Genomic DNA, 22042 nt, shown 5'->3' with positions numbered 1-22042 from the left:
CGCTTAGTGCCATGTTAGTAGCACGTTAACTTTTATAGGAGATAAAAGGATTTGTGACAACAATCACCTCCTAAAAGTTGAAAACGGCGTGAGTATCTATGCCGCTGACTCTGCTTTCTTAATACCTAAAAAAGCAAAAAGGAGCTATTTCTAGCTCCTCTTTCATCACCATCGCTGGTAATTAGAATTTTTTCGGTGCGTAACCAGTCATAACCTCAATGCGAAGTTCTTTACCGATCTTCGTCATTGGGTGAACAATTACGAGTCCTTTAACTGACTTTTTAAGTTTACCCATATCCGCTTGCTCAGCCTTAGTGATTTCACGGCTAAATGGCATATCAACCAGAGACTTACGCTCTTGGTTCACATCGTAGCTTTCTTTGTGTTTAAGCTGGGCAATTTTCTTAGTTAGCTTCTTAATCTCTTCCTCGAATTGACGAACAACAGGACGATCATTACGAGTTTTAGCAGCATCTAACTTGTGGCGACACTTGTCTAGACGGTTGTTAATTTGTTGAAGTTCGTTTTTAACACTCATAATAATTTCCTAAGATTAAACAAGCCAATTCGGATTGGGGCGCGGAGTATAGCACAAGGGTTCTGTTGAACCGAAATTTATCTGTTAATTACCAACAGAAACGAATCACATCGACACCGTTCATTCAGCTTACCTATTCTTTGTGGCGAAACTCTAAGCGGATTATTCCTTGATAGGATAGCGTCTACTTCAAAAATTGCAGTTCTCGATGCATCAAAATTCCGTCTAAACTTATACTCTAACGCAGTAACTAAATCAGGGTACACAGCTTGGCGTTGTTACCTCCAGCACGACTCTGATTCACCATGTAATCACAAGGATAGCCGATGACATTATTGAAACGAACATTGACCTGCAGCCTAGCCCTGAGTGCAATGTTTGCCACAACTTATGCATCTAGTGAACAAACCACCCAAAGTAACCTGCTCGTCGAGTACTCTAAACCGCAAAATACAGAAGAAGAACAGCTCAAACGAGAGATTCAAAGCAGTGGCGTTAATGACACCGTGGTCGACCTATCAAACCAACTGTTCATGTTTGAGAAGCCATTAACCATTCAATATGGCGGGGAAAAAGGACCACTCTACGATCCACAAAACCATCAAGTGCTGATCCCTTATAGCTTTTACGCTGAGTCACTCAATTATTTCGAGAAGAACCAATACGAAAAAGAGTATGGGAAATCTGCGCAAACCGGCGCTATTGATACCTTACTGCACACTCTGCTACACGAAGCTGGGCATGCGTATATCGAAGATCAGAACATTGCCATATTGGGTAAAGAAGAAGATGCGGTTGATAACCTAGCAACCGTGCTACTGCTTAACTACGTAGAGCATGGGGCTGACGCCGCTATCAGCGCTGCTGACATGTTCGCTTTCGAGTCAGAAGACCGCCCAGAGTATTACGACTTAGGGGAATACATCGACGAGCACAGTTTCGACCTGCAGCGTTACTTCTCCACGTTATGCTTGGTGTATGGCAGCGATCCCGATGCCTATAAGAACTTGCTCGATGAAGTGGAAAATGACTATTTGAAAGACAGAAAAGAGTTCTGCGTCGAGCACTTTGACGTGATCAATGAAAATTGGCATCAGTATTTAAAAGAGAGTGACGATGCTTAAATGCTTAAATGCTTAAATGCTTAAAAGTTAGTGTCGAGAACTAGGAAAATGGCTTTGGTATTAAATACCAAAGCCATCACTCGGTAGGTTGGCTTAAGTCTTACGTGTTAAGAGTTAAGAGTTTAAACCCTAGACCTTCACTTTATACTTCAGATCTTGAGCTTCATCGCCCGTCATACCTCGAAATCCCCAGCAGTGCGATGGCTGTTCCTTAATGGTGATTTCAATATCAATTGGAGAGATAGCTAACTGCTTCTCTATCTCAGAAAATATCTTCTTAATTAAGCGCTTTTTGGTGTTTACCGCTCGACCTTCCATCATGTTGATCTCAATGACGGTATAGGCTTCTGTTCTTCCTTCTGGGTAAAAGAAGTCATCTCGTTCCAATGGCACAAACCGATGTGCTCGCTTGTCATCGGGTAAACCCATTTCACTGTTTAAGCACTGCTGCAACACATTAGAGAGCTGCAACTTAATTGGATTTAAGCACTCTTTGATACCATAAATAACAATCATGACCATTCCTTTGATGCGATGTTAGGTATAGAAGAACGTCAGATAGAAGCATCGTCTGGCGACTACCCATTCGCTTACTATTTGTTCACATATTACCTAATGACGCGTATGAGAAAAGGTAAAAACAATGAATTTATGAACAGGTGCAACAAAATACCTATCCCTTTGCAAACATAAGCCGAAGCGAATTGATCGAACACCACCCTCCCCGCGTATATCTTCTCAAATCACATTTGAACTAAGGAGTGCTATGTGCCGAATTCACCTAGGAAGACCACGCGGGCAGACGCCGAACCGGAAACACCCGTAGAGTCTTCTCTAAAGCTTGCTGTGTTTCCTCTCCCTATCTTTCTTTTACCGGGAGGCAGGCAAAGACTGCGCATTTTTGAGCCAAAGTATCTCGCGATGGTTGCTCACGCAGCGCAGGGCGATGGTTTCATTATCGCCACTCAAGACAACACTAACTCTGATCATCTCAGTTCTTGGGGAACAAAGGTGACCATCGTCGACTTCAACATGTCGGATGACCAAATCTTGGAAATTGATGTCGAAGGAGAAAAATTGGTGCAGTTACATGGTTCGTTTCGAGACGACGACGACCTGATTAAAAGCAACTTCAGCTTGATGCCTCACTGGCCAGCCCATGAATATAAAGTGCCTAACGTGTTTACCGCATTTTTGGTTCAGTTGTTTCGCGACCACGATTCGATAAGAACACTCTATCCCACTCCAGATTTCGAGAGCCCACAATGGATTTGCGCGCGACTACTCGAAATGATGCCTATCCCTTTGGAAAAGAAAACAGAATTTACTGAACCAGCCAGTTTTCCGTCTCTAGTTCCTTTTTTGAATCAAATCATTACGGGGCAATAAGCACTTTTCTCCACTATAATTTTGTATAGTAGAAATTAATTTAAATTAAAGTGATCCCGACTTTCTCCTTTCACGTAGTGCCTATCAAATTCGCATGATGGTTAGTTACTATGCAAGTGGAAAGCAGAAGTTCAGGGGACGGCAAGGAGCATGTCATTATTCCCGATAACAAAGTACCTACAGACAACAAAGTACCGACAGAGCTATCGAGCTGGTTGATGTTGGTTGGTACAGACCGAGACAAGCAGGCGTTCACCTATTTGTTCAAGTTTTTCGCTCCTAAGATTAAGCGTTTTGGTATTAGTAAGTTGGGTGGCGAAGCGGCTGCAAACGAGCTAGTTCAAGACACGATGACGAATGTTTGGAAGAAAGCACATCTTTACAATGTAGACAAAGGCGCAGCGACCACTTGGGTTTACACCGTTATGCGCAATGCAGCGTTCGATATGTTGCGCAAAGTGAAAGCGAAAGCCGAACAAACGATAGCCGACGATATTTGGCCAATCGATGCGATGGTAGCCGAGTCTCAAAGCGAAGATTTGCCATTCGGTGATCATTTGATGAGCCGACACGTAATGACTCAAATAGAAAAGTTGCCTCTCGCTCAGAAAACTATCGTCAAAGGCGTTTACTTTCAAGAGCTCTCTCAAGAGCAACTCGCTCAGCAACTTGGCGTCCCACTTGGAACGGTGAAATCACGTCTGAGACTCGCTTTAGCCAAATTAAAAGTTCACATGGGGGAACAAGGCCATGATTAAACATCACCCAAACGAAGCAATATTGAAAGACTTCGTCAATGGCACGTTGGCTGATTCTGTTTCTTTGATTGTTTCTAGCCATGTAGAACTGTGCGAACACTGCCAACAACAAGTTAAGCAGCTGACCGCCGAAGCGGCAAATGTTGCATTTGACGCAGAGCCAGTATTCTCAAATGAAGATCTAGACAGCTTCTCAATAGACGGCATGGACTTCGATTTTGACGCGATAGATCAAATCACAGCCGATGCTTCTCAGTCAGTTGAGGTCATTCCAGAGGTTCAGAAAGTAACTGTCGTTGACACGACATTCACAATCCCTCGCGCCCTCAACTCAGTAGCGAGAAAGGACTGGATGAACCTAGGCAAAATTTCTCGAGCAAGACTCGATTTTGCTGACGAAGCACACCACACCAGCTTGTTGCACATCGACAAAGATGGACAAGTGCCTTGCCACACCCACAAAGGCTTCGAGATCACGCTTCTTCTAGAAGGTAGTTTCGAAGACGAAATGGGCGTTTACAACAAAGGTGACTTCATCTGGTTGGATGGCAATCACACTCATCAACCGGCAACAAAAGAAGGTTGTGTCTGTTTAACCGTTTCAAGTGATGCGCTTTACTTCACAAAAGGTGTGAGCCAACTATTCAATCCACTTGGAAAATATATCTATTAACCCAGTTGCAGGCTATAAATATACAGGATGGCATGAAGCTACCCTGTATATCGTCAATACATCTGAATAAAAACAACTACGGTGTCAAAGTAAAAACACACCCAGCTCTGTAAGTACGATTAGCAATGTTGAACTATAAGAAAAAGCTCAGAGCAAGAGCAAAGGAGTTGGCCAATGGAAAAGAAAATCAAAATCGGTATCAGTGCATGTGTTGCTGGACACAAAGTACGTTTCGACACAGGTCATAAACGCTCTCGTTTTTGTACAGACGACCTAGCAGACTACGTGGAATTGGAACCTGTTTGCCCAGAGATGGCTGTTGGTCTTCCAACCCCTCGTCCAACCATTCGTCAAACAAGAATGCTAGATGACATCATCCATGTTTCTCGCCCTGATGGCTCAGGTGATGTGACCAACGAACTGATAGAGTTCGGTCAAAACTACTCAAAGAAAAACCAACACATTGCTGGCTTTATTGTGTGTCAAAAAAGCCCAACCTGCGGTATGGAGCGCGTTAAGGTGTATCACCACCACGGTCGCGGATCTGAATCGACTGGCGTAGGCATGTTCACCCAACAAATTATGGACGGTAACCCGTTACTTCCCGTTGAAGAAAACGGCCGCCTTAACGATCCCATTTTGCGTGAAAACTTCATGACTCGAGTATTCACATACCAAAAATGGCTCGATCTTGTGGATGAAGGTGTGACCAAACACAAATTGATCCAGTTCCACAGCGCCCACAAGTACCTAGTTATGTGTCACCACGTTGAGGGTTACAAAAGCTTAGGCAAACTGCTAGCGGGTAATCACTTAGAAATCGACGAATTGGCGGCTCAATACATCGAGGGCTTAATGACAGCATTATCACATCACGCGAACCGAGGCAGTCACGCCAATACGCTGCATCATTTGCAGGGTTACTTTAAGAAACAACTGAGTAGCGCCCACAAACAAGAGTTGACCAACCAAATTGCAGCTTTTCGAGAAGGTGTTATCCCACTGTTAGTCCCGCTGACACTGATAAATCACTACTTGATGGAGTACCCAAACGAGTACTTGGAATCACAGGTTTACCTCAACCCTCATCCACAAGAACTTAAACTGAGATACGGATATTGAGCGACATACTATGGATACGACGAGACCTGCGGATTCACGATAACCCAGCGCTCGTCGCAGCAGTTGAAAACGGCGTAACAATCGCCGTTTTCATTTCAACACCTCAAACGTGGCAGCAACACCACCTTGCGCCAATCAAAGCTGATTTTATCTATCGTCATCTAAAACAACTCGATTCCCAGCTCATTGAATTCGGGATAACGTTGCTTCACCTAAAAGCGACCGATTTTGACGACCAATCCAATCAACTCATCGATCTATGCCAGCAGCTTGATGCCAAGTGCGTCTACGCTAACTCTGAACCAGAGGTCGATGAACAAGCTCGCGATAAAAAGCTGATTTCAAGCGGCCTAAACCTCAAGATCAGCGATTGTGACGTTATGCTGCCACTCGGTAGCGTTCTCAACAAACAAGGCGAGATGTTCAAAGTCTTTACGCCCTTTAAGAACGCTTGGTTAAAAGAAGTTCAGGTGAAAGGCATCATCTGCAGTCCAGCTACTGTCGAGTCAGCTGAACGTTCACAAACACAGCTTCCTGAAGACTTACAAGCCTTAACCCTCTCCGCTGACTATGATTTCGATTTTCCGCGTGTTGATTCGAGTCGCTGGCCATTAAGCCAAGATGTATTGGGCAATGTGATCCCCAATTTCTTAGGCAATAAAGTCAACGACTATGCGCGCCTGAGAGATATTCCCTCAGTTAAAGGAACATCGGGGCTATCGCCTTATTTAGCGATTGGCGCCGTGAGCCCACGTTGGTTAGCGATTCAATTGATTCAGCAACAACCCGATCTGTTATTTGATACGCAATTACCGGCCTTTTGTTGGCTCAACGAATTGATTTGGCGAGATTTTTATAAGCATTTGATGTTTCACCATCCTAAACTGGTTAAAGGCGCTAACTTTCAGCAAAAATACAATGGTTTAGATTGGTATCACGATCATCCTAGCTTCAAAGCTTGGTGCGAAGGAAAAACAGGATATCCATTGGTTGATGCAGCAATGCGTCAACTGGTTGAAACGGGCTGGATGCACAACAGGCTAAGAATGGTGGTGGCAAGCTTCCTAACCAAGCACCTGCTTATTGACTGGCGTTGGGGCGAACGTTTCTTTATGTCGCACCTTATCGACGGTGACTTTAGTGCCAACAATGGTGGCTGGCAGTGGGCTTCAAGTACGGGCTGTGATGCTCAACCTTACTTCCGAATTTTCAATCCAATCACTCAGAGTGAAAAGTTTGATCCAAAAGGAATTTTTATTCGTAAGTACATACCAGAGCTGCAAAATATCCCAGATAAGCATGTGCATTTCCCACATGACTTTATCGCTAAAAACGGATTAGACAGCGAATACTGGCAACCCATCGTTGAGCATAAAGAAGCACGATTGCGAGCCTTAGCCTTCTTCAAATAATTAGAGTGAATATTATGGATAACTCTCTATGGCTTGATAACTTTCTCAACATGTATCGAGAACTCGGAACCGAAAATTTCGACGTGCTTAAGACGGTTTATCACCCTGATATTGAATTCCAAGATCCGCTGCATCATGTCAACGGTATTTCGGCGCTCATGCACTACTTCGAGAACCTCTACACACAGGTTACGAGCTGTTACTTTCATATCGAACACACTTTCGAGGCGAACGACGAAGCTTCTGTTTACTGGACGATGCAATTTGCTCACAAGCAATTAAATGGGCAAAAGCCCATCGAAGTACAAGGACACAGCCACCTCAAGATGCTCGACGGTCAAGTGATTTACCACAGAGACTACCTCGACGTCGGTTCTATGTTGTATGAACACATTCCAGTACTGGGCTGCGCGATCAAATCCATCAAAAAGAGAGCGAGTCGATAATGCGTATTATGATTACAGGCGCGACCTCAGGTATCGGCCAATCCCTAGCTAAAGATTACGCTCAGCAAGGGCATCAGGTGATTGCTTGTGGCCGCAATCCAGACAAACTGCAAGCCTTAGTTGATTCTCACGATACAGACATCGCGCATTCATCAATTACACCGCTCTGTTTCGATCTGACTGATTACCACAACTTTCCAGAGCTCGACCAAGACAAGCCGCTCGACCTGCTGATTTTAAATGCGGGTGATTGTGAGTACATCGACGACCCAGTGAATTTCGATGCCGAGCTTTTCGAGCGCGTCATCAACATAAACCTAATTTCAATTGGCTACGCCCTTAAAGCCTGGTTAAAAAACATCAAGCCCGGCGGCCGTTTGGTTTTAGTCAGCTCCAGCGCCAGCTTTTTACCTCTGCCAAGAGCCGAGGCTTATGGCGCTTCAAAGGCAGCCCTCACCTACTTAGGCAGAACACTTTCGGTTGATCTGGCAACGCACAACATTCATGTCTCAATTGTGCACCCTGGCTTTGTTGAAACGCCATTAACCGAGCGAAATACGTTCTCTATGCCTATGATTATTAGTAGTGAGGCCGCAACTCAGCGAATCGTAAATGGTATCGCTCAAGGAAAGAGTGAAATCGATTTCCCAAGACGATTCATCATGTTGATGAAGCTACTAAGAATGCTTCCAACCCCAGTTTGGCAAAAACTCGCTTCAAGGATGGTATAACAATGAAGAAAATCGCCATTATTGGTTCAGGTATCTCTGGACTCACTTGCGCGCATATATTAGACAAGCACCACGACGTAACAGTATTCGAAAAGAACGATTACGTAGGGGGGCACACCGCGACCGTTGATATTGAACATCAAGGCTCGGCGTTTTCGATAGATACAGGCTTCATCGTATTCAACGATCGAACCTACCCGAATTTCAATCAGCTTCTAGAACAACTCGGGGTCGAAAGGCAACCTACCGAGATGAGCTTCAGCGTCCACAACACGACGACCAAGTTTGAATACAACGGCCACAGCATAAATTCGTTATTCGCGCAGAGGAGCAACATCTTCAAACCTCAGTTCTGGTCTTTAGTGTCTGACATTCTCAAGTTCAACAAACTGTGTAAGGCTCAGTTTGAAAGCAATGAATTCACACCAGACGTTACCCTCGGCAGCTTCCTACGTGATAATCAATTTTCCGACTTTTTCAGTCAGCACTATATTCTACCGATGGGCGCGGCGATTTGGTCGACAAGCTTGGAAGAGATGGAAGAGTTTGAGCTCAAGTTCTTCATCCAGTTTTTCTACAACCACGGATTGCTCGACATTGCGAACCGTCCACAATGGTATGTGATACCTAAAGGATCGCGTTCTTATGTTGAGATCATCCTTTCACGCCTAAGTAAGCCTGTTGCACTCAATACATCGATTAAACAAGTGACTCGCCAAGAAACAGGCGTCACGATTGAATTTGAAGATGGCAGCACACAAGGCTTCGACGAAGTAATCTTTGCTTGCCACTCAGACCAAGCATTACGTCTGCTTGGTGATGCGACAGAACAAGAGCAACAGGTACTGGGCGAGATCCCATACAGCCGCAATGAAGTGGTTCTGCACACCGATACTCGCTTGTTACCAGACAGAAAGCTGGCTTGGGCAAGCTGGAACTACATGTTGGATGGTGACAGTAAACGACCTGCTTGTGTCACGTACAACATGAACATTCTGCAAGGCATCGAAAGCCAAGACACCTTCTGTGTCACCTTGAATCAAAGCGAAGCCATCGACCCAGAAAAAATCATTCGCAGCTTTGTTTATCATCACCCGGTACTTAATTCGAACACGGTCGAAGCTCAACACAAGCGTGAGCAGATATGTGGTAAAAACCAGACTCACTTTGCTGGTGCTTACTGGTACAACGGGTTCCATGAAGACGGTGTCCACAGTGCACTCGATGTGACCAAACGCTTCGGTTTAGATTTGAGCACGAGTTCAGCGCTATGAACAGTCAAGCCCTGACACCCGAGATGGGGTTAGCATCCGAAAAGAGTGAAGAGCTCAGCGGTATCTATTGGGGTAACGTCAGACATCGCCGCTTTGGCGACATCACCCATGAGTTCAGTTATCAGCTGTATATGATGGGGTTAGATCTTGATGAGCTGCCCCAAACCACAGCACGCAGTGCGCTGTTCGGAACTCATTGGTTCAACCCAATTCGCTTTGTCGAATCGGATTATCTCGCTGAAAAAAAAGAAAATGTCACCACGGATGAACCAAAATCACTTAAGCAACGTATAGCTTCCAAAGTGCAACAACTTGGTGGGGTTTGGTCTGATTCAAACCGTGTGACGATGCTGGCTCAGTGCCGCTGTTTGGGCATCTACTTCAGCCCAATCAACTGTTTCTTCTGTTACGACGAAACTGGAGATTGCAAGTACATGTTGGCTGAGGTGAGTAACACGCCTTGGCGAGAAAGACACTACTATCTCATCGACATGCACCAAGAGTTAAAGGTAAAAAAAGAGTTTCACGTTTCGCCGTTCATGGACTTGAACATGACTTATTTTTGGAAAATTAAGCCACCAGCGAAACGCACGTTAGTCCACATCGAAAGCCGCCGAGACGACAAGCTTTTCGATGCGACACTAGCCCTGACGAAACAGTCAGTAACCAAGACAAACATTAGACGTACGGTATTCAAGATTCCGGCGATGACGATAAAAGTCGTGATGGGAATTTATTATCAGGCTCTCAAATTATTCCTGAAAAAAGTACCGTTTGTGGCGCATCCAGACTCAACATCTTAAGCGCACAAAACAGAAATCGATTCTAGCTTGGGTTCGCTCCAGCCAAGGAGCAGACTCAGCTTAGTTGGCACAAAATATTAGAATGAGTTATCAGCGAGGTTTACATGGAACAGCTTGCCAAACAAAACAACAATATTGAACAACAAGCTAAAACCGTTGCTGTTTCAAGCAACTGTAAATATCGAGCTTTAATCTTTAAGGTTTTAGAAAGCCTGCAATTCGCAACGCTTGAGATCATTGAGCGCGACCAGCATTCGGTGTTCGGTGATCGAGAAGCAGACTTGAAAGGTCGAATCGTGATTCATGATGCGACCTTTTTTAGAGATGTCGTCATCAACGGCAGTATCGGCGCATCTGAAGCGTACATCGATGGTAAATGGACCAGCCCAAATCTAACGCGTGTGATTCAAATCATGGCTCGTAACCAAGCCCAATTGGATGAGCTTGATGACAAGACACAATGGATTTCTCGTATCAAAAACCTCTTGCTGCGTCGTAAGAATGCCAACACAGAGCAAGGCTCCAAGCGAAATATTCTCGCTCACTACGATATTGGCAACGAACTGTATGAACGCTTCTTAGATAGCTCGATGCAGTACTCTTCCGCTATCTACAGCGAAGACGCAGAAACCTTGTCGAAGGCTCAACAAAACAAAATGAAAACCATCTGTGAGCGATTAGAGTTGTCTGAAAAAGATAGCGTGGTCGAGATAGGCACAGGCTGGGGCGGCTTGGCCATCTTCATGGCGCAACACTACGGTTGCCATGTCACCACTACCACGATTTCAGATGCCCAACATGCGCTTGCTGAACAGAGAGTAAAAGCACTTGGTTTAACCGACAAAATCACCCTGCTCAAAGAGGATTATCGCAACCTCACTGGTGAGTACGACAAGTTGGTTTCTATCGAGATGATAGAAGCGGTCGGCCATGAATATCTACAAACCTTCTTTGAGAAATGTTCTTCACTGTTAAAGCCATCAGGCAAGATGCTGATTCAAGCGATTACTATTGCCGACAGTCGTTACGATAAATACCGTAAAGGTGTCGACTTTATTCAGAAGTACATCTTCCCCGGCGGTTGCCTACCTTCGGTTTCAGTGATGACCCAACATCTTGCGACCAGCACCGACCTTGTGGTTCAAGAAATTGATGACATTGGCCTGCACTACGCTCGAACGCTAAATGATTGGAACATCGCCTTTGAAAATAGCTGGGAAGAGTTAGAGTCCCTCGGCTATTCAGAAGAGTTTAAACGCTTGTGGATCTTCTACTTCTGCTACTGTGAAGGCGCATTCAAAGAGCGCGTGATCAGCACTCATCATGTAGTCGCAAGAAAACCTCGTTACTTTGGAGCAAAAGATGAAGCGGTTTTGGATTATTAATCTCGTACTGTTTCAAGCGACCTGGGTTTGCAGTGCCTTTTTTACCGCGCAAGCCCCGTTCGTCACACCACTGATTGTAGTGGTTCACTTCCTTCTATCACCGACTCGCAGTAGCGATTTGAAGATACTCATCTTATTACCATTGGGGCTGTTGCTTGATAGCCTCTTACTTCACTTCGGCGTGTTTGCCGTCGACTCTGAAATTGCTAATCAATCGTGGTTCCCGGTATGGCTTGTCTGCCTGTGGATCATGTTCTTAATCAGTTTTAACCACAGCCTAAATTGGCTTTTAAAATGCTCGAAAGTGATCTTGTTTGTCATAGGGTTCGTAGCAGGTACTAGTAGTTATTGGGGAGGCATCAAAGCAGGTGCTCTTCTTACTACTTGGCCAGATGCATCGGTAGTTGCTGCCCTTGCAATAAGTTGGGGGATTTTGTTGCCCTTACTGGTGGCCGCCTACTCCAACTTAATACAACCTAAAATGGCAATAACGAGGTGACTTATGGCTTATCCACGCAACCCGACACAAACGTTCAAACCTGAGCGCGGTATTGTTCGCGCTCATCAGCAAGCAAAAAACACACTTCTAAGCTTTATTACTCTCTCGTTAATTTTTGCTGCGCTGTTATTTGCCGGAAACGCTAAAGCCTCTGCTGTCGATGATTTAAGCAAACGTGGTGAAGGTGAAATGAGTTACCTGTTTTGGACTCTCTACTCGGCAGAATTCTACACGACTCCAACCAACTCTGAACGAGCCTTAAAGCTTGAGTATTACCGCTCTATCGATAGCAAAGACCTCGTAGACGCTACCAAAGATCAGTGGAACAAGCTTGGCTACTCTGACAGCAACATTCAACGTTGGTTGAAACCCTTGTACGCGATGTGGCCGAACGTGGAAGAAGGAAGCACACTCACGATTCGTGTCGCTGAAGATAACGTAAGTCGTTTTTATTTCGATGAACAACCGATCGGCACCATCCAAGACAAGCAATTTGGTGAAGCCTTTCTAGCGATTTGGTTGTCTGAAAACACCTCTGAACCCGGTCTTCGTAAACAACTTTTAGGTTTGAACAAATGAATCCAAAAACAACAATAATAAAATTTGCTCTGGCATTTTTTTCACTCACTTGGCTAGTGGGCTGTGGCTCTGCAAGTTTAGAAGACCATGTCGACACTACGCCAGAGCTCAAGCTTGAAACCTTTTTTAATGGCGAGCTAATGGCCTACGGCATGGTGCTCGACCGCTCTGGTAACTTACTGCGCCGCTTTGATGCCAAACTGATCGCGACTTGGGACGGTGACAACGGAGAAATAAAAGAGTGGTTCTCTTTTGCTGATGGCGAGCGCTCAACTCGCGTTTGGAATCTGATCAAAACGGGCGAAAACACCTATTCTGGGACTGCCAACGATGTCGTTGGAACCGCTTATGGTGAGACCGAAGGTTCAGCGCTGTATTGGAAATATGATCTAGAAATTGAAGTAGACGGCAGCACTTATGAAGTGGTGCTCGATGATTGGATGTTCTTGATGGACGACAAGCGCTTATTCAACAAGACTGAGATGTCCAAGTTTGGCTTTAAAGTCGGAGAGGTCATCTTATACATAGAGAAGATTTAATTTAGCTGCCGTTTCTGATTGTCAGTTTAAAATCGAGAACTACATCTACAGTACGTAACAAAACAGCCCACAGCGAAAATTGTGGGCTGTTTTGTTTGATCCCTCGAATAGCATACCTGCATGCTCAAGCCATTGTGCTAAGATGCGCCACCAGCATGCAAATGGGCTAGACTGACACTAAGCAGTCCCCATTTGTTTCGCTAAGCGTAGATTCCCTACCATGAATAATTGAAAAGGCTTTAAAGCATGAGCAAGTTGACCTCAGCGGAGCGTAAAGCTCGCGACAATGAACGTTTCTCACAACGCGTAAACGACCGCAGAGAAAAAGGTGAAGACGTAGTTGCTTACGCACTGACCAACAAAAAAGCTGTAAAATTCCTGACTAAGTCAGAGAAAAAACGTTTCAACGAAACGAGAGCGACTCTGCAAGAAGAGAAGCGAGTGAAAGAACAAGAAGAGCTTAACCGAATCGAAGACGCGTTCACGATCAAACAGTTCGACGACGAATAATCACTTATGATGACTCAAAAGCGCTGGCTCTATGTTTAGTAAATCAAAGCAAGCGTGAACTTAAATTATTATGCCAAGGTGAGCGTGAAAGTGTGCGACAATGCTCGGCGTAAATTCATATTCAAGGTTTATTATGAAACTTCTAGTTCGTAACCTATCGCGCTCTACCTCTGAGCAAGACATCCGTGTGCTATTTTCTGAGTTTGGCTCAGTAAAAGAGTGCAGCCTAGTTTTAGACCAAGAAACTGGCGACTCAAAAGGCTTTGCTTTTGTTGAAATGCCAGAGCAAGAAGAAGCTAAAGCGGCACTAAACAAGCTGAACTTGTCAAAGCTTGGCAAAAACACGATTCGTGTAAAAGTAGCGAACTCTTAATCGAGTCAATGCTTCATAAGCCGCATGGCTTAGCTTAACAGCAGCACAGATGATAAAGCCCGTAACGATATGACGTTTTCCAGCGCAATATCGTTACGGGCTTTTTGCTGCTCGCAATTCTCTTTTCACACGATTTGAATACGCCTACAGACCTTCATGTTCATCAATAGCACGTCTTGCTTCGGCCATTGAACATCCAGATTCCATCACCAGTTGAGCCACAGTCAATGAAGGTGTAGCGGCCAACAGAGATGCCAAACACACCACTGGTTTAGGCAGCACTTTGTCGATTGCAATTGCTATCCAACCGTCTTTTTCATGGGTTAACATCGTTTTAAATTCAATGAGTTGATGCTCTTGAGCGACCAACAGCCAATTACGCGAACGACGAACTCGTTTCAACTGACATCCACATTCCGCAGCATTCGCCATCACTTGGCTTTTATCACTCACACGATGTACAAAACTATTCAGTGGGACGCTAAACATAACTCTCTGCTAACCAATCTATTTCTACCACAATGTCCGTTTTTACCGAGTTCGCGATAAAGCAGTTTTTGTGCGCCAAGTGGTGCAGTTTGTCGAGCTGCTTAGCGGTGGGCTTTTTGGTACCTAAAAACACAATTTTAGGGCGCAGAGTCACCTTAGTGACAGACGAACGGCCAGATTCATCTTCTTCCAGCACACCGACGGCATCATCGACATAAGAGTCGATCACGTACTTCTGCTTTGCGGCAATGCCCAAAAAGGTCAGCATATGACAGCTAGAAAGTGCTGCGATAAACGCTTCTTCTGGGTCGACATTCGCTTCCACCGAAAACGGCAGTGGCACAACATGTCGGGAGGACGAAGCAGGCACAGTGACACCACCATCGAACTCCCACGTATGGCCGCGACTGTATTGATTGTCGTTAAAGGCTTCATCTTGCGCTTTTTGCCAGCGAATGAGCGCTCCATATTCAGACATAATTCCTTCCTTTTTTATGCTCAATAAATTAACGATCAGCTGGATGATTGACACCATCGTTGGTCACCACATCACCAATATCAAAAGGGTTCACCCCTTCCAAACAACCGATGTTAAAACCGTATTCATTTGGGCTAGAACGGCGTTGATGATGGGTATAGATACCGCAGTTTGAGCAGAAGTAATGCTTCGCAGTATTGGTATTGAATTGATAAAGCTTGAGATGCTCCGCACCTTTGAGGATCTTGATGCCATCCAGCGCAACAGAGCCCACAATCGCTCCCCTGCGACTACAAATAGAACAATCACAGCGACGTGGTTTTTCTATCCCGTTAGGTAAACTGAGCTCTAGTTCAACCGCACCGCAATGGCAGGTTGCCTTGTGAAAAGGTTGGATAACCGTATCTCCGACGACTTTCATTTTTATCTCCAATCACATCCTTATGTTGGTCGTATCATAACCAGTTCAATACTCTCTGTCCGTAGCCAGTTGTTGAGTTCGAGAGATCTGTCATGCGCTGCTTCTCGTCTAATCTAACTAGACTTTTCAACCAAATCTCCAAACCGCTCAAACAAGAAATCAAGAAACAACCGGATACGCTTAGGCTGATACTTCTTGCTGATGTACACCACATTCAAATCGGCACTCGACACCGACATCGCGGTATTGAAGTTCTTCATATAGCCATTAAGCAGAGTCACAAGGCGTTGGTTATTGATGTCGTCTTGCACATCCAGCACCGATTTAAGAGCAATGCCCTCTCCGTTTAATGCCCAGTAGCGAATCACTTCGCCGTCATCTGAAAATCGCTTTGGAACAACAGTAATCGACTTCTTCATATCATGATCTTGGAAGTGCCATGTCTTGAGCTCTTCATTGCTGCGCAGCATGGCTAAACAGTCGTGTTCAACCAAGTCTTGTGGCGTTAACGGTGTTCCATGCTTGGCAAGATATTCAGGTGAGGCACACAACACACGTCGGCTTGGCGACAAGCGTCTGGATATCAAACTGCTGTCGACCAACTCTCCATAACGGACCACGATATCCATGCCAGATTCAGCAATGTTCGAGAGGTTATCGTTCAAATAGAGGTAAGGGATCACGTCGGGATATTGCTGACAGAACTCAGAGAGAATAGGAAGAATGTACTGTTTTCCGATGTCTTTCGGTGCGGCGATTTTGAGTGGACCTTTGACCTCTTTGACGCCATTTTGAATCAGGTTTTCGGCCTCACTGACATTATCCAATATCTCCAAACATGCCTTGTGATACAGCTCTCCAGAGTCGGTCAAAGACACATGGCGCGTACTTCGATTCAACAACTTCACACCATATCGTTCTTCAAGCGCTTGAAGCCTTGCTGTCATCGTCGCAGGTGATAAACCTAGTTCACGCCCCGCCGCCGCTAACCCGTGATGCTTAACAATGCTCACGAACATCGCCATATCTGAAAACTTGTCCATTCACCTCTCCTACTATTCATCCAATCCGAATAATGATTTCATATTTTAGTCAATTATCAAATTTAGTCGAATAAATATAATGACAACCATCAGCAGAACACGCAGGAATTCAGAACATGAACAACGAACTTACAAACCAAGAAAAACACACATTCGTCATCATTGGTGGAACATCAGGTATCGGCAAAGCATTAGCAATGCAATTAAGAAACGAAGACAACACAGTACACATTGCCAGCCGACACACCGGCGTTGATATCAGCAATGAGAAATCGGTTTGTGAATACTTCGAATCGATCGGTGCATTTGATCACTTGGTGATAACCGCGGGTTCATACGCTCCCGCAGGAAAAGTGACAGACGTTGCTATCGCAGACGCAAAAGCAGCATTTGATACCAAGTTTTGGGGAAGCTTAAACGTAGCCAAGCACGCCGCACGTTACATGACGCCAAACGGCTCTATCACGCTCACGACGGGCATGTTGTCTCGCAAAGTAGTGGCTGGCACTTACGTAAAAACCGCCATCAACGCCGCGCTAGAGAGCGTGACTAAAGTACTGGCGAAAGAGCTATCACCCATTCGCGTCAATGCCGTTAGCCCGGGTTTAACCATGACGGAAGCCTACAAAAACATGGACGATTCTGCTCGTGCAAGCATGTACGACAACGCCAAAAACAATCTACCCGCAGGCAAGGTTGGCGAGCCTTCAGAAGTGGCTATGGGTTACCTATTCGCGATTAACAACCCATACGTAACAGGGTCAATCATCGACATCGATGGCGGCGCTCTACTCGGCTAGAACACCCCGAAAAGACACAAAGAACAATCGTTAGGGCGCTTATCTCAACGTCCTAACAAATAAGAATTTACATAGGTAACTCATCATGAAATCAAAAGCCATGACACAAGAAAAGATGCCATTCCAAGTTTGGATACTGACACTCGCTGCATTTGCAATCGGCACGGCTGAGTTTGTTATCGCAGGCATTCTTCCACAGATCGCCACATCACTTTCAATCACAGAAGGCCAAGCTGGCTACCTTATCAGTGCTTACGCGTTGGCTATCGTTATCGGTGGACCAATCTTAACCATCTACCTTGCACGTTTTAACAAGAAGATGGTGCTGATTGGCTTAATGGCACTGTTCATTATTGGCAATGTATTGTCAGCCCTAGCGCCTAACTATCCTTTACTGCTCACCAGCCGCGTGATTGCAGGCTTAGTTCAAGGTCCTTTCTATGGCATAGGTGCGGTTGTCGCAACCAACCTTGTGTCGGAAAAAATGGCAGGCCGCGCGGTTGGTCAGATGTTCGCAGGCTTAACGCTCGCTAACGTTCTTGGCGTTCCAGCGGGTACATGGGTTAGCTTGCAATTCGGCTGGCACACCACCTTCTTTACCGTGGCTGCACTTGGCACCATCGCGATGATTTCTATCCTAACGTCAATCAAATCAAGCGGTCATAGCGAAGCAAAAGACATCAAAACTCAACTAATGGCATTTAGAAATCCAATGCTTCTTATCAGCTTGGCGATCACCGCTTTTGCTTGGTCTGGGTTTATGACGCTTTACGGATACCTTGCGCCAATCGCTATGCACATCACCGGCTACGGTCAAGAGTCTGTTACTTGGATCTTAGTGGTTGTGGGTGTCGGCTTAATCATCGGTAACACCTTGGGCGGACGTTCTTCAGATAAAAACCTAGGCAAAGCTTCAATGTTTTGGGCCGTCGCAATGATCGTTTCATTGGTTGTAGTTGGCCTTGTGGTAGACAACAAAATCCTATTCGTTGCAGCGGCATTTGTCTTTGGTATTGCATCATTTGCGAACGTTCCAGCCATGCAACTTCGAGTGATGAACAACGGTGGCGAAGGCCAAGAGCTAGCAGCAACCGCGAATATCTCAGCGTTTAATTTAGCCAATGCCTTTGGTGGATTCCTTGGCGGCATGGTACTCGACAGCCAACTAGGCGCAGGCATGATTCCATTCGCAGCCGTTGTTGTCCCAGTGATTGGTTTACTGCTTATCGCCAAAGCCAACCGAGCGGGCAAGCCACAAAGCAACTCTATTTTCAGCCCAGCAGAAAGCAAATAACGCGGCTATAGCCCCAATAAAAAACGAAAGATCACACCATTAAAACAAGGTAGAAACCATGAACAAATTATTTGAAAAATCAGAACTGAAAGGCCTAGAACTGCAAAATCGCGTGGTTATGGCACCCATGACACGCGCTCGTACTAGCCAACCTGGAAACGTGCCAAACGACATGATGGCAACCTATTACCAACAACGCGCAAGTGCTGGGCTTATCATCACTGAAGCGACCCAGATTTCAGATGACTCTCAGGGTTACTCATTCACACCCGGCGTTTATACCGATGCACAAATCGAAGGCTGGAAGTCAGTAACAACAGCAGCCAAAGAGCAAGGTGCCGCGATATTCTGCCAACTATGGCACGTAGGCCGAGTATCACACCCTACCTTTCAAAAAGGCGAGTTGCCGATTGCCCCTTCAGCATTAGCACCAATTGAAACTCAGGTTTGGATCTCTGATGAGAATGGAAACGGCAACATGGTGGATTGCATCCAACCAAGAGAGATGACTCAAGCAGACATCGATCGTGTTGTTCAAGATTTTGCTAACTCAGCGAAAAAAGCGGTCGAGGCAGGGTTCAATGGCGTCGAGATCCACGGTGGCAATGGCTACCTTATCGATCAATTTCTAAGAACCAACTCAAACAAACGCACCGACAACTACGGCGGTAGCCGCGAGAACCGACTTCGTTTTCTAATCGAAGTGGTGGATGCAGTGATTGATGCGATTGGTGCCGATAAGGTGGGTGTTCGTTTAGCTCCGTTCATCACCTTCAAAGACATGAACTGCCCAGACATCGTGCCAACGATTTTAGAAGCGTCAAAGGAACTGCAAGCTCGTAATATCGCTTATCTACACCTATCAGAAGCCGATTGGGATGACGCGCCTGTGATACCTGAAAGCTTCCGTGTCGAACTAAGAGAGTTGTTCTCTAACACCATCATCGTTGCTGGCAGCTACACACCAGAACGCGCCGAAGAAGTGTTAAGCAAAGGCTACGCCGATCTCGTCGCATTCGGTCGCCCATTCGTTGCTAACCCAGATCTAGTTTCACGCCTACAAAACGGCAGCGAACTATCCAATCTCGATGGCGCCACTCTGTTCGGCGGCAACGAAAAAGGCTACATCGATTATCCAGCGTTGTAGTGGTAAAACATTAAATAAACACCAAGCCTGCATGAGTCCTGCAGGCTTGCCTCTTTAGAAACGTGACCGATTCGATACCTTTTCACACTCAAAAATTCACTTGCATATTTTTACCTAAACCACTGTTATATTTGAACTTTACATCAAATTTAAATTATAAAAATATCAATAATAATTAGAATTGAAACGAGGACTCTCCATTGTTCAATGTAGGACAGGTTTACAATCGACGCACAGATATACACGGTCGCTACAAAGGTCAGCAATATGGTGGTATAGCTACGCCTGCAGCCTCCCCATATGTATTTATCTTCACTAGCGATGCTGGTGAAGAATTTGGCTACTCTGATGGTTTTAGTGCAGACGGCACTTTCCGATATACAGGAGAAGGCCAAGAAGGTGATATGAAAATGGTTAAAGGAAACTTGGCCATCTTTAAACACCAAAACAACCTTAAAGAGATTCTCTTGTTTGAATCTGTCTCAACTGGTTTTGTTAGATTCGTTGGAGTTTGCAACTACATCTGTCATCACATTGAGCAACGCCCCGACAAGAACGATCAACTTCGTGATGCAATAGTTTTCCATCTAGATATCGTCCCACAAAGTGTCAGCAATACCATTCAAACACCAAAAGCTTCATATCTAACGAAGCCAACTAAAAGTAAATCCTTGAAGCAATTACGAGACATCGCTTTAGCTTCAACGCCACTTCAAGCTGACCCTAAAGAACAACTCACTCACGTGAAGTATCGTAGTGAAGCCATTAAGCTCTACGCAAAAAAGAGGGCAAATGGTATCTGTGAAGGTTGTGGAGTACCCTCACCTTTTGAGACCAAGTCAGGCCCTTACCTAGAAGTGCATCACCTGACACGGTTAGCTGATGGCGGCGCTGATTGCCCCGAAAATGTGATTGCACTTTGTCCGACTTGTCATCGTGAAGCGCACTACTCAGTGGGAGCTGCCGATTTCAATGCAAAACTCATCGAGAAAGCACTAAAGATTGAAGAGCAACTGTTGTAAAAATTTCCGACAGGCAAAAGAAAGGCTCGCATGACTAGTGCGAGCCTTATGCAGTTTAGGGGGTAAACCACAATCTGATATTAATTAGGGGTAATTATTTAACTTATGAGCCATTATGCACTTGTGCGCATTGATATTCTATTTTTAAATGATTCACTGCAATTAATCAATCGATAAAAGTTAGCGTTTGGTCAATTTAAACCACATAAATAACAGTGTTTTAGTGAACGACGTCTAGAAAATCATCATAAAATCCATAGAAATCAGATTTATAGACTTCTCATTTGCCAATACCCTTCACCGTTAGTCGCGAGTTGGCTGTGTAAATAATCAAGCGTATCTGCGACCATTCCCGCAATGCCTTGTGGTGGATTGAACAACAGCAAGCCACTGCCGATCAGGCGATCATCCCCCTTGGGATCTCTTAGTCGCAATTCAGATTTAATCGGACTTGGCAGCAAACCATCTTTCACCGCGGTCACGCAGTGGTTCAAAATCAGTGAGCTCTTATCATCCGTGTAGAGCGGATACCAAATCAGAGCAGATACCTTCTCAGATTGCTGATACGCCTTGACCAAGGCATCAATCACCGCGAGATATTCAGAATCGGTTTCATAGGGTGGGTCAATAACAATCAGGTGATGATTATCGTGCTTAGCTACATCATCAGGCAGCGCTTTAAGCCCGTCGCCTGCGGTGATTGTTAGCTTGCTTGAAACATCAAGATCGCGTTGCAACTTCTCAATATTGGTTTGAAGTAAGTCGGCTTCGTCTTGCTGAATATCGGAAAAATAGAAGCTGTCTTGGCTGCGACCTTGTTGATAGGTAATGGCCGCAGAGCCGGGGTACAGCGTGATAAGCTGACTAGGATTGTAGTATTCCAGAACCGACATAAATGAAGCGAATGACTCTGGAAGGTAAGCCTTGTTTCGCCACAAGTACCCGACCCCTTCAGCAAACTCACCCGCATGATTGCTTGGTGCTGTGGTTAGGTCATAACACCCTGTACCAGAGTGGGTGTCGATAACATTGAGGCGTGAATGTTGCTGCATTAATGACTGAACAAGTGCACTCAATACGGGATGCTTGAGTGCATCACCGTGGTCGCCTACATGACATTGATGTCGATATTCCATTCCCTTGCCTCATTTCTACGAACTTCATCTAAACATACTTCATATAATGTGGGCGTG

General features: G+C 45.2%; 27 protein-coding genes. 20 read left to right on the top strand and 7 right to left on the bottom strand.

Annotated elements, in window-relative coordinates; translation table 11 throughout:
* Positions 1-181: 181 nt before the first annotated feature.
* Complete coding sequence (locus tag A142_RS01630) at positions 182-538, bottom strand: YibL family ribosome-associated protein (protein ID WP_017060971.1); 357 nt, start codon at positions 536-538, stop codon at positions 182-184.
* Positions 539-864: 326 nt separating this feature from the next.
* Between A142_RS01630 and A142_RS01625 the strand changes: the two genes are divergently transcribed.
* Positions 865-1662: a DUF4344 domain-containing metallopeptidase gene (locus A142_RS01625; RefSeq protein WP_019819990.1), complete on the top strand. Its 798-nt coding sequence runs from the start codon at positions 865-867 to the stop codon at positions 1660-1662.
* Between the two features lie 129 nt (positions 1663-1791).
* On the opposite strand, the gene A142_RS01620 is transcribed toward A142_RS01625, so the two are convergent.
* Entirely contained in the window at positions 1792-2178 is a 387-nt protein-coding gene (locus A142_RS01620) for a tautomerase family protein (RefSeq protein ID WP_017070218.1), read from the bottom strand.
* 252 nt (positions 2179-2430) lie between these two features.
* Here A142_RS01620 and A142_RS01615 point away from each other — a divergent pair, with 252 nt between their 5' ends.
* The 15 genes from A142_RS01615 to A142_RS01545 all read left to right on the top strand — a co-directional run bounded on the left by A142_RS01615 (position 2431) and on the right by A142_RS01545 (position 14155).
* The gene (locus tag A142_RS01615) at positions 2431-3051 is read left to right on the top strand and encodes an LON peptidase substrate-binding domain-containing protein (RefSeq protein WP_019819987.1); all 621 of its coding nucleotides are present in this window, start codon (positions 2431-2433) and stop codon (positions 3049-3051) included.
* Positions 3052-3161: 110 nt separating this feature from the next.
* Positions 3162-3809: a sigma-70 family RNA polymerase sigma factor gene (locus A142_RS01610; protein ID WP_019819985.1), complete on the top strand. Its 648-nt coding sequence runs from the start codon at positions 3162-3164 to the stop codon at positions 3807-3809.
* Positions 3802-4482, top strand: coding sequence for a ChrR family anti-sigma-E factor (locus tag A142_RS01605; protein WP_019819984.1), 681 nt, complete (start codon positions 3802-3804; stop codon positions 4480-4482). Before A142_RS01610 ends, A142_RS01605 begins: the two co-directional genes overlap by 8 nt.
* Before the next feature lie 174 nt (positions 4483-4656).
* Positions 4657-5604, top strand: a complete 948-nt coding sequence (locus A142_RS01600; protein WP_019819981.1) for a YbgA family protein — start codon at positions 4657-4659, stop codon at positions 5602-5604.
* Positions 5601-7016, top strand: a complete 1416-nt coding sequence (phrB, locus tag A142_RS01595; RefSeq protein ID WP_019819980.1) for a deoxyribodipyrimidine photo-lyase — start codon at positions 5601-5603, stop codon at positions 7014-7016. The genes A142_RS01600 and phrB overlap by 4 nt, the downstream gene beginning before the upstream one ends.
* 14 nt (positions 7017-7030) lie before the next feature.
* Positions 7031-7462, top strand: coding sequence for a nuclear transport factor 2 family protein (locus A142_RS01590; RefSeq protein ID WP_019819979.1), 432 nt, complete (start codon positions 7031-7033; stop codon positions 7460-7462).
* Positions 7462-8193, top strand: coding sequence for an SDR family NAD(P)-dependent oxidoreductase (locus A142_RS01585; protein WP_019819978.1), 732 nt, complete (start codon positions 7462-7464; stop codon positions 8191-8193). Before A142_RS01590 ends, A142_RS01585 begins: the two co-directional genes overlap by 1 nt.
* Positions 8194-8195: 2 nt before the next feature.
* A complete protein-coding gene (locus A142_RS01580) occupies positions 8196-9467 on the top strand; it encodes an NAD(P)/FAD-dependent oxidoreductase (protein WP_019819977.1) in 1272 nt (423 codons plus the stop codon).
* Entirely contained in the window at positions 9464-10270 is an 807-nt protein-coding gene (locus tag A142_RS01575) for a DUF1365 domain-containing protein (protein WP_019819975.1), read from the top strand. The genes A142_RS01580 and A142_RS01575 overlap by 4 nt, the downstream gene beginning before the upstream one ends.
* Positions 10271-10374: 104 nt before the next feature.
* Positions 10375-11655 carry an SAM-dependent methyltransferase gene (locus A142_RS01570; RefSeq protein ID WP_019819973.1) on the top strand — a complete coding sequence of 427 codons (1281 nt, stop codon included), beginning with the start codon at positions 10375-10377 and terminating at the stop codon, positions 11653-11655.
* On the top strand, positions 11633-12154 hold the full coding sequence (locus A142_RS01565; protein WP_017061278.1) for a DUF2878 domain-containing protein: 522 nt from the start codon (positions 11633-11635) through the stop codon (positions 12152-12154). The genes A142_RS01570 and A142_RS01565 overlap by 23 nt, the downstream gene beginning before the upstream one ends.
* Positions 12155-12157: 3 nt before the next feature.
* Entirely contained in the window at positions 12158-12733 is a 576-nt protein-coding gene (locus tag A142_RS01560; protein WP_019819971.1) for a chalcone isomerase family protein, read from the top strand.
* The gene (locus tag A142_RS01555) at positions 12730-13272 is read left to right on the top strand and encodes a DUF3833 domain-containing protein (RefSeq protein WP_019819969.1); all 543 of its coding nucleotides are present in this window, start codon (positions 12730-12732) and stop codon (positions 13270-13272) included. Before A142_RS01560 ends, A142_RS01555 begins: the two co-directional genes overlap by 4 nt.
* 246 nt (positions 13273-13518) lie before the next feature.
* Positions 13519-13782 (top strand): hypothetical protein, encoded by a 264-nt coding sequence (locus tag A142_RS01550; RefSeq protein WP_017061275.1) that lies wholly within the window; start codon positions 13519-13521, stop codon positions 13780-13782.
* A gap of 133 nt (positions 13783-13915) precedes the next feature.
* Positions 13916-14155, top strand: coding sequence for an RNA recognition motif domain-containing protein (locus A142_RS01545; RefSeq protein ID WP_017061273.1), 240 nt, complete (start codon positions 13916-13918; stop codon positions 14153-14155).
* A 144-nt stretch (positions 14156-14299) separates the two neighbouring features.
* On the opposite strand, the gene A142_RS01540 is transcribed toward A142_RS01545, so the two are convergent.
* The 4 genes from A142_RS01540 to A142_RS01525 form a co-directional block, all read right to left on the bottom strand.
* On the bottom strand, positions 14300-14644 hold the full coding sequence (locus A142_RS01540) for a ribosome recycling factor family protein (RefSeq protein WP_019819966.1): 345 nt from the start codon (positions 14642-14644) through the stop codon (positions 14300-14302).
* Entirely contained in the window at positions 14637-15122 is a 486-nt protein-coding gene (locus A142_RS01535) for an OsmC family protein (protein WP_019819965.1), read from the bottom strand. Before A142_RS01535 ends, A142_RS01540 begins: the two co-directional genes overlap by 8 nt.
* Positions 15123-15150: 28 nt before the next feature.
* Positions 15151-15543: a GFA family protein gene (locus A142_RS01530; protein ID WP_029405266.1), complete on the bottom strand. Its 393-nt coding sequence runs from the start codon at positions 15541-15543 to the stop codon at positions 15151-15153.
* A gap of 113 nt (positions 15544-15656) precedes the next feature.
* Entirely contained in the window at positions 15657-16586 is a 930-nt protein-coding gene (locus A142_RS01525) for a LysR family transcriptional regulator (protein WP_019819962.1), read from the bottom strand.
* Between the two features lie 116 nt (positions 16587-16702).
* Here A142_RS01525 and A142_RS01520 point away from each other — a divergent pair, with 116 nt between their 5' ends.
* The 4 genes from A142_RS01520 to A142_RS01505 all read left to right on the top strand — a co-directional run bounded on the left by A142_RS01520 (position 16703) and on the right by A142_RS01505 (position 20849).
* The gene (locus A142_RS01520; protein ID WP_019819960.1) at positions 16703-17386 is read left to right on the top strand and encodes an SDR family oxidoreductase; all 684 of its coding nucleotides are present in this window, start codon (positions 16703-16705) and stop codon (positions 17384-17386) included.
* Between the two features lie 85 nt (positions 17387-17471).
* Positions 17472-18680: an MFS transporter gene (locus tag A142_RS01515; RefSeq protein WP_019819959.1), complete on the top strand. Its 1209-nt coding sequence runs from the start codon at positions 17472-17474 to the stop codon at positions 18678-18680.
* Positions 18681-18738: 58 nt separating this feature from the next.
* Positions 18739-19827, top strand: a complete 1089-nt coding sequence (locus A142_RS01510) for an alkene reductase (RefSeq protein ID WP_019819957.1) — start codon at positions 18739-18741, stop codon at positions 19825-19827.
* Positions 19828-20027: 200 nt separating this feature from the next.
* Positions 20028-20849 (top strand): HNH endonuclease, encoded by an 822-nt coding sequence (locus A142_RS01505; protein WP_019819956.1) that lies wholly within the window; start codon positions 20028-20030, stop codon positions 20847-20849.
* A 269-nt stretch (positions 20850-21118) separates the two neighbouring features.
* Here A142_RS01505 and rlmJ read toward each other — a convergent pair whose 3' ends face one another.
* Positions 21119-21985, bottom strand: coding sequence for a 23S rRNA (adenine(2030)-N(6))-methyltransferase RlmJ (rlmJ, locus tag A142_RS01500; protein ID WP_019819955.1), 867 nt, complete (start codon positions 21983-21985; stop codon positions 21119-21121).
* Between the last annotated feature and the right edge of the window lie 57 nt (positions 21986-22042).

This window comes from Vibrio splendidus 12E03 (assembly GCF_000272105.2).
Classification (GTDB): Bacteria; Pseudomonadota; Gammaproteobacteria; order Enterobacterales; family Vibrionaceae; genus Vibrio; species Vibrio splendidus_I.
Note: the sequence above shows the minus strand (reverse complement) of the source record. Positions and strands in the feature narration are given on the sequence as shown.

What these genes read in the sequence shown, in the direction of transcription:
- A142_RS01630 (WP_017060971.1), bottom strand. Translation starts at nt 538, where the DNA reads ATGAGTGTTAAAAACGAACTTCAACAAATTAACAACCGTCTAGACAAG.
- A142_RS01625 (WP_019819990.1), top strand. Translation starts at nt 865, where the DNA reads ATGACATTATTGAAACGAACATTGACCTGCAGCCTAGCCCTGAGTGCA.
- A142_RS01620 (WP_017070218.1), bottom strand. Translation starts at nt 2,178, where the DNA reads ATGATTGTTATTTATGGTATCAAAGAGTGCTTAAATCCAATTAAGTTG.
- A142_RS01610 (WP_019819985.1), top strand. Translation starts at nt 3,162, where the DNA reads ATGCAAGTGGAAAGCAGAAGTTCAGGGGACGGCAAGGAGCATGTCATT.
- A142_RS01605 (WP_019819984.1), top strand. Translation starts at nt 3,802, where the DNA reads ATGATTAAACATCACCCAAACGAAGCAATATTGAAAGACTTCGTCAAT.
- A142_RS01600 (WP_019819981.1), top strand. Translation starts at nt 4,657, where the DNA reads ATGGAAAAGAAAATCAAAATCGGTATCAGTGCATGTGTTGCTGGACAC.
- A142_RS01590 (WP_019819979.1), top strand. Translation starts at nt 7,031, where the DNA reads ATGGATAACTCTCTATGGCTTGATAACTTTCTCAACATGTATCGAGAA.
- A142_RS01585 (WP_019819978.1), top strand. Translation starts at nt 7,462, where the DNA reads ATGCGTATTATGATTACAGGCGCGACCTCAGGTATCGGCCAATCCCTA.
- A142_RS01580 (WP_019819977.1), top strand. Translation starts at nt 8,196, where the DNA reads ATGAAGAAAATCGCCATTATTGGTTCAGGTATCTCTGGACTCACTTGC.
- A142_RS01575 (WP_019819975.1), top strand. Translation starts at nt 9,464, where the DNA reads ATGAACAGTCAAGCCCTGACACCCGAGATGGGGTTAGCATCCGAAAAG.
- A142_RS01570 (WP_019819973.1), top strand. Translation starts at nt 10,375, where the DNA reads ATGGAACAGCTTGCCAAACAAAACAACAATATTGAACAACAAGCTAAA.
- A142_RS01565 (WP_017061278.1), top strand. Translation starts at nt 11,633, where the DNA reads ATGAAGCGGTTTTGGATTATTAATCTCGTACTGTTTCAAGCGACCTGG.
- A142_RS01560 (WP_019819971.1), top strand. Translation starts at nt 12,158, where the DNA reads ATGGCTTATCCACGCAACCCGACACAAACGTTCAAACCTGAGCGCGGT.
- A142_RS01555 (WP_019819969.1), top strand. Translation starts at nt 12,730, where the DNA reads ATGAATCCAAAAACAACAATAATAAAATTTGCTCTGGCATTTTTTTCA.
- A142_RS01550 (WP_017061275.1), top strand. Translation starts at nt 13,519, where the DNA reads ATGAGCAAGTTGACCTCAGCGGAGCGTAAAGCTCGCGACAATGAACGT.
- A142_RS01545 (WP_017061273.1), top strand. Translation starts at nt 13,916, where the DNA reads ATGAAACTTCTAGTTCGTAACCTATCGCGCTCTACCTCTGAGCAAGAC.
- A142_RS01540 (WP_019819966.1), bottom strand. Translation starts at nt 14,644, where the DNA reads ATGTTTAGCGTCCCACTGAATAGTTTTGTACATCGTGTGAGTGATAAA.
- A142_RS01535 (WP_019819965.1), bottom strand. Translation starts at nt 15,122, where the DNA reads ATGTCTGAATATGGAGCGCTCATTCGCTGGCAAAAAGCGCAAGATGAA.
- A142_RS01530 (WP_029405266.1), bottom strand. Translation starts at nt 15,543, where the DNA reads ATGAAAGTCGTCGGAGATACGGTTATCCAACCTTTTCACAAGGCAACC.
- A142_RS01525 (WP_019819962.1), bottom strand. Translation starts at nt 16,586, where the DNA reads ATGGACAAGTTTTCAGATATGGCGATGTTCGTGAGCATTGTTAAGCAT.
- A142_RS01520 (WP_019819960.1), top strand. Translation starts at nt 16,703, where the DNA reads ATGAACAACGAACTTACAAACCAAGAAAAACACACATTCGTCATCATT.
- A142_RS01515 (WP_019819959.1), top strand. Translation starts at nt 17,472, where the DNA reads ATGAAATCAAAAGCCATGACACAAGAAAAGATGCCATTCCAAGTTTGG.
- A142_RS01510 (WP_019819957.1), top strand. Translation starts at nt 18,739, where the DNA reads ATGAACAAATTATTTGAAAAATCAGAACTGAAAGGCCTAGAACTGCAA.
- rlmJ (WP_019819955.1), bottom strand. Translation starts at nt 21,985, where the DNA reads ATGGAATATCGACATCAATGTCATGTAGGCGACCACGGTGATGCACTC.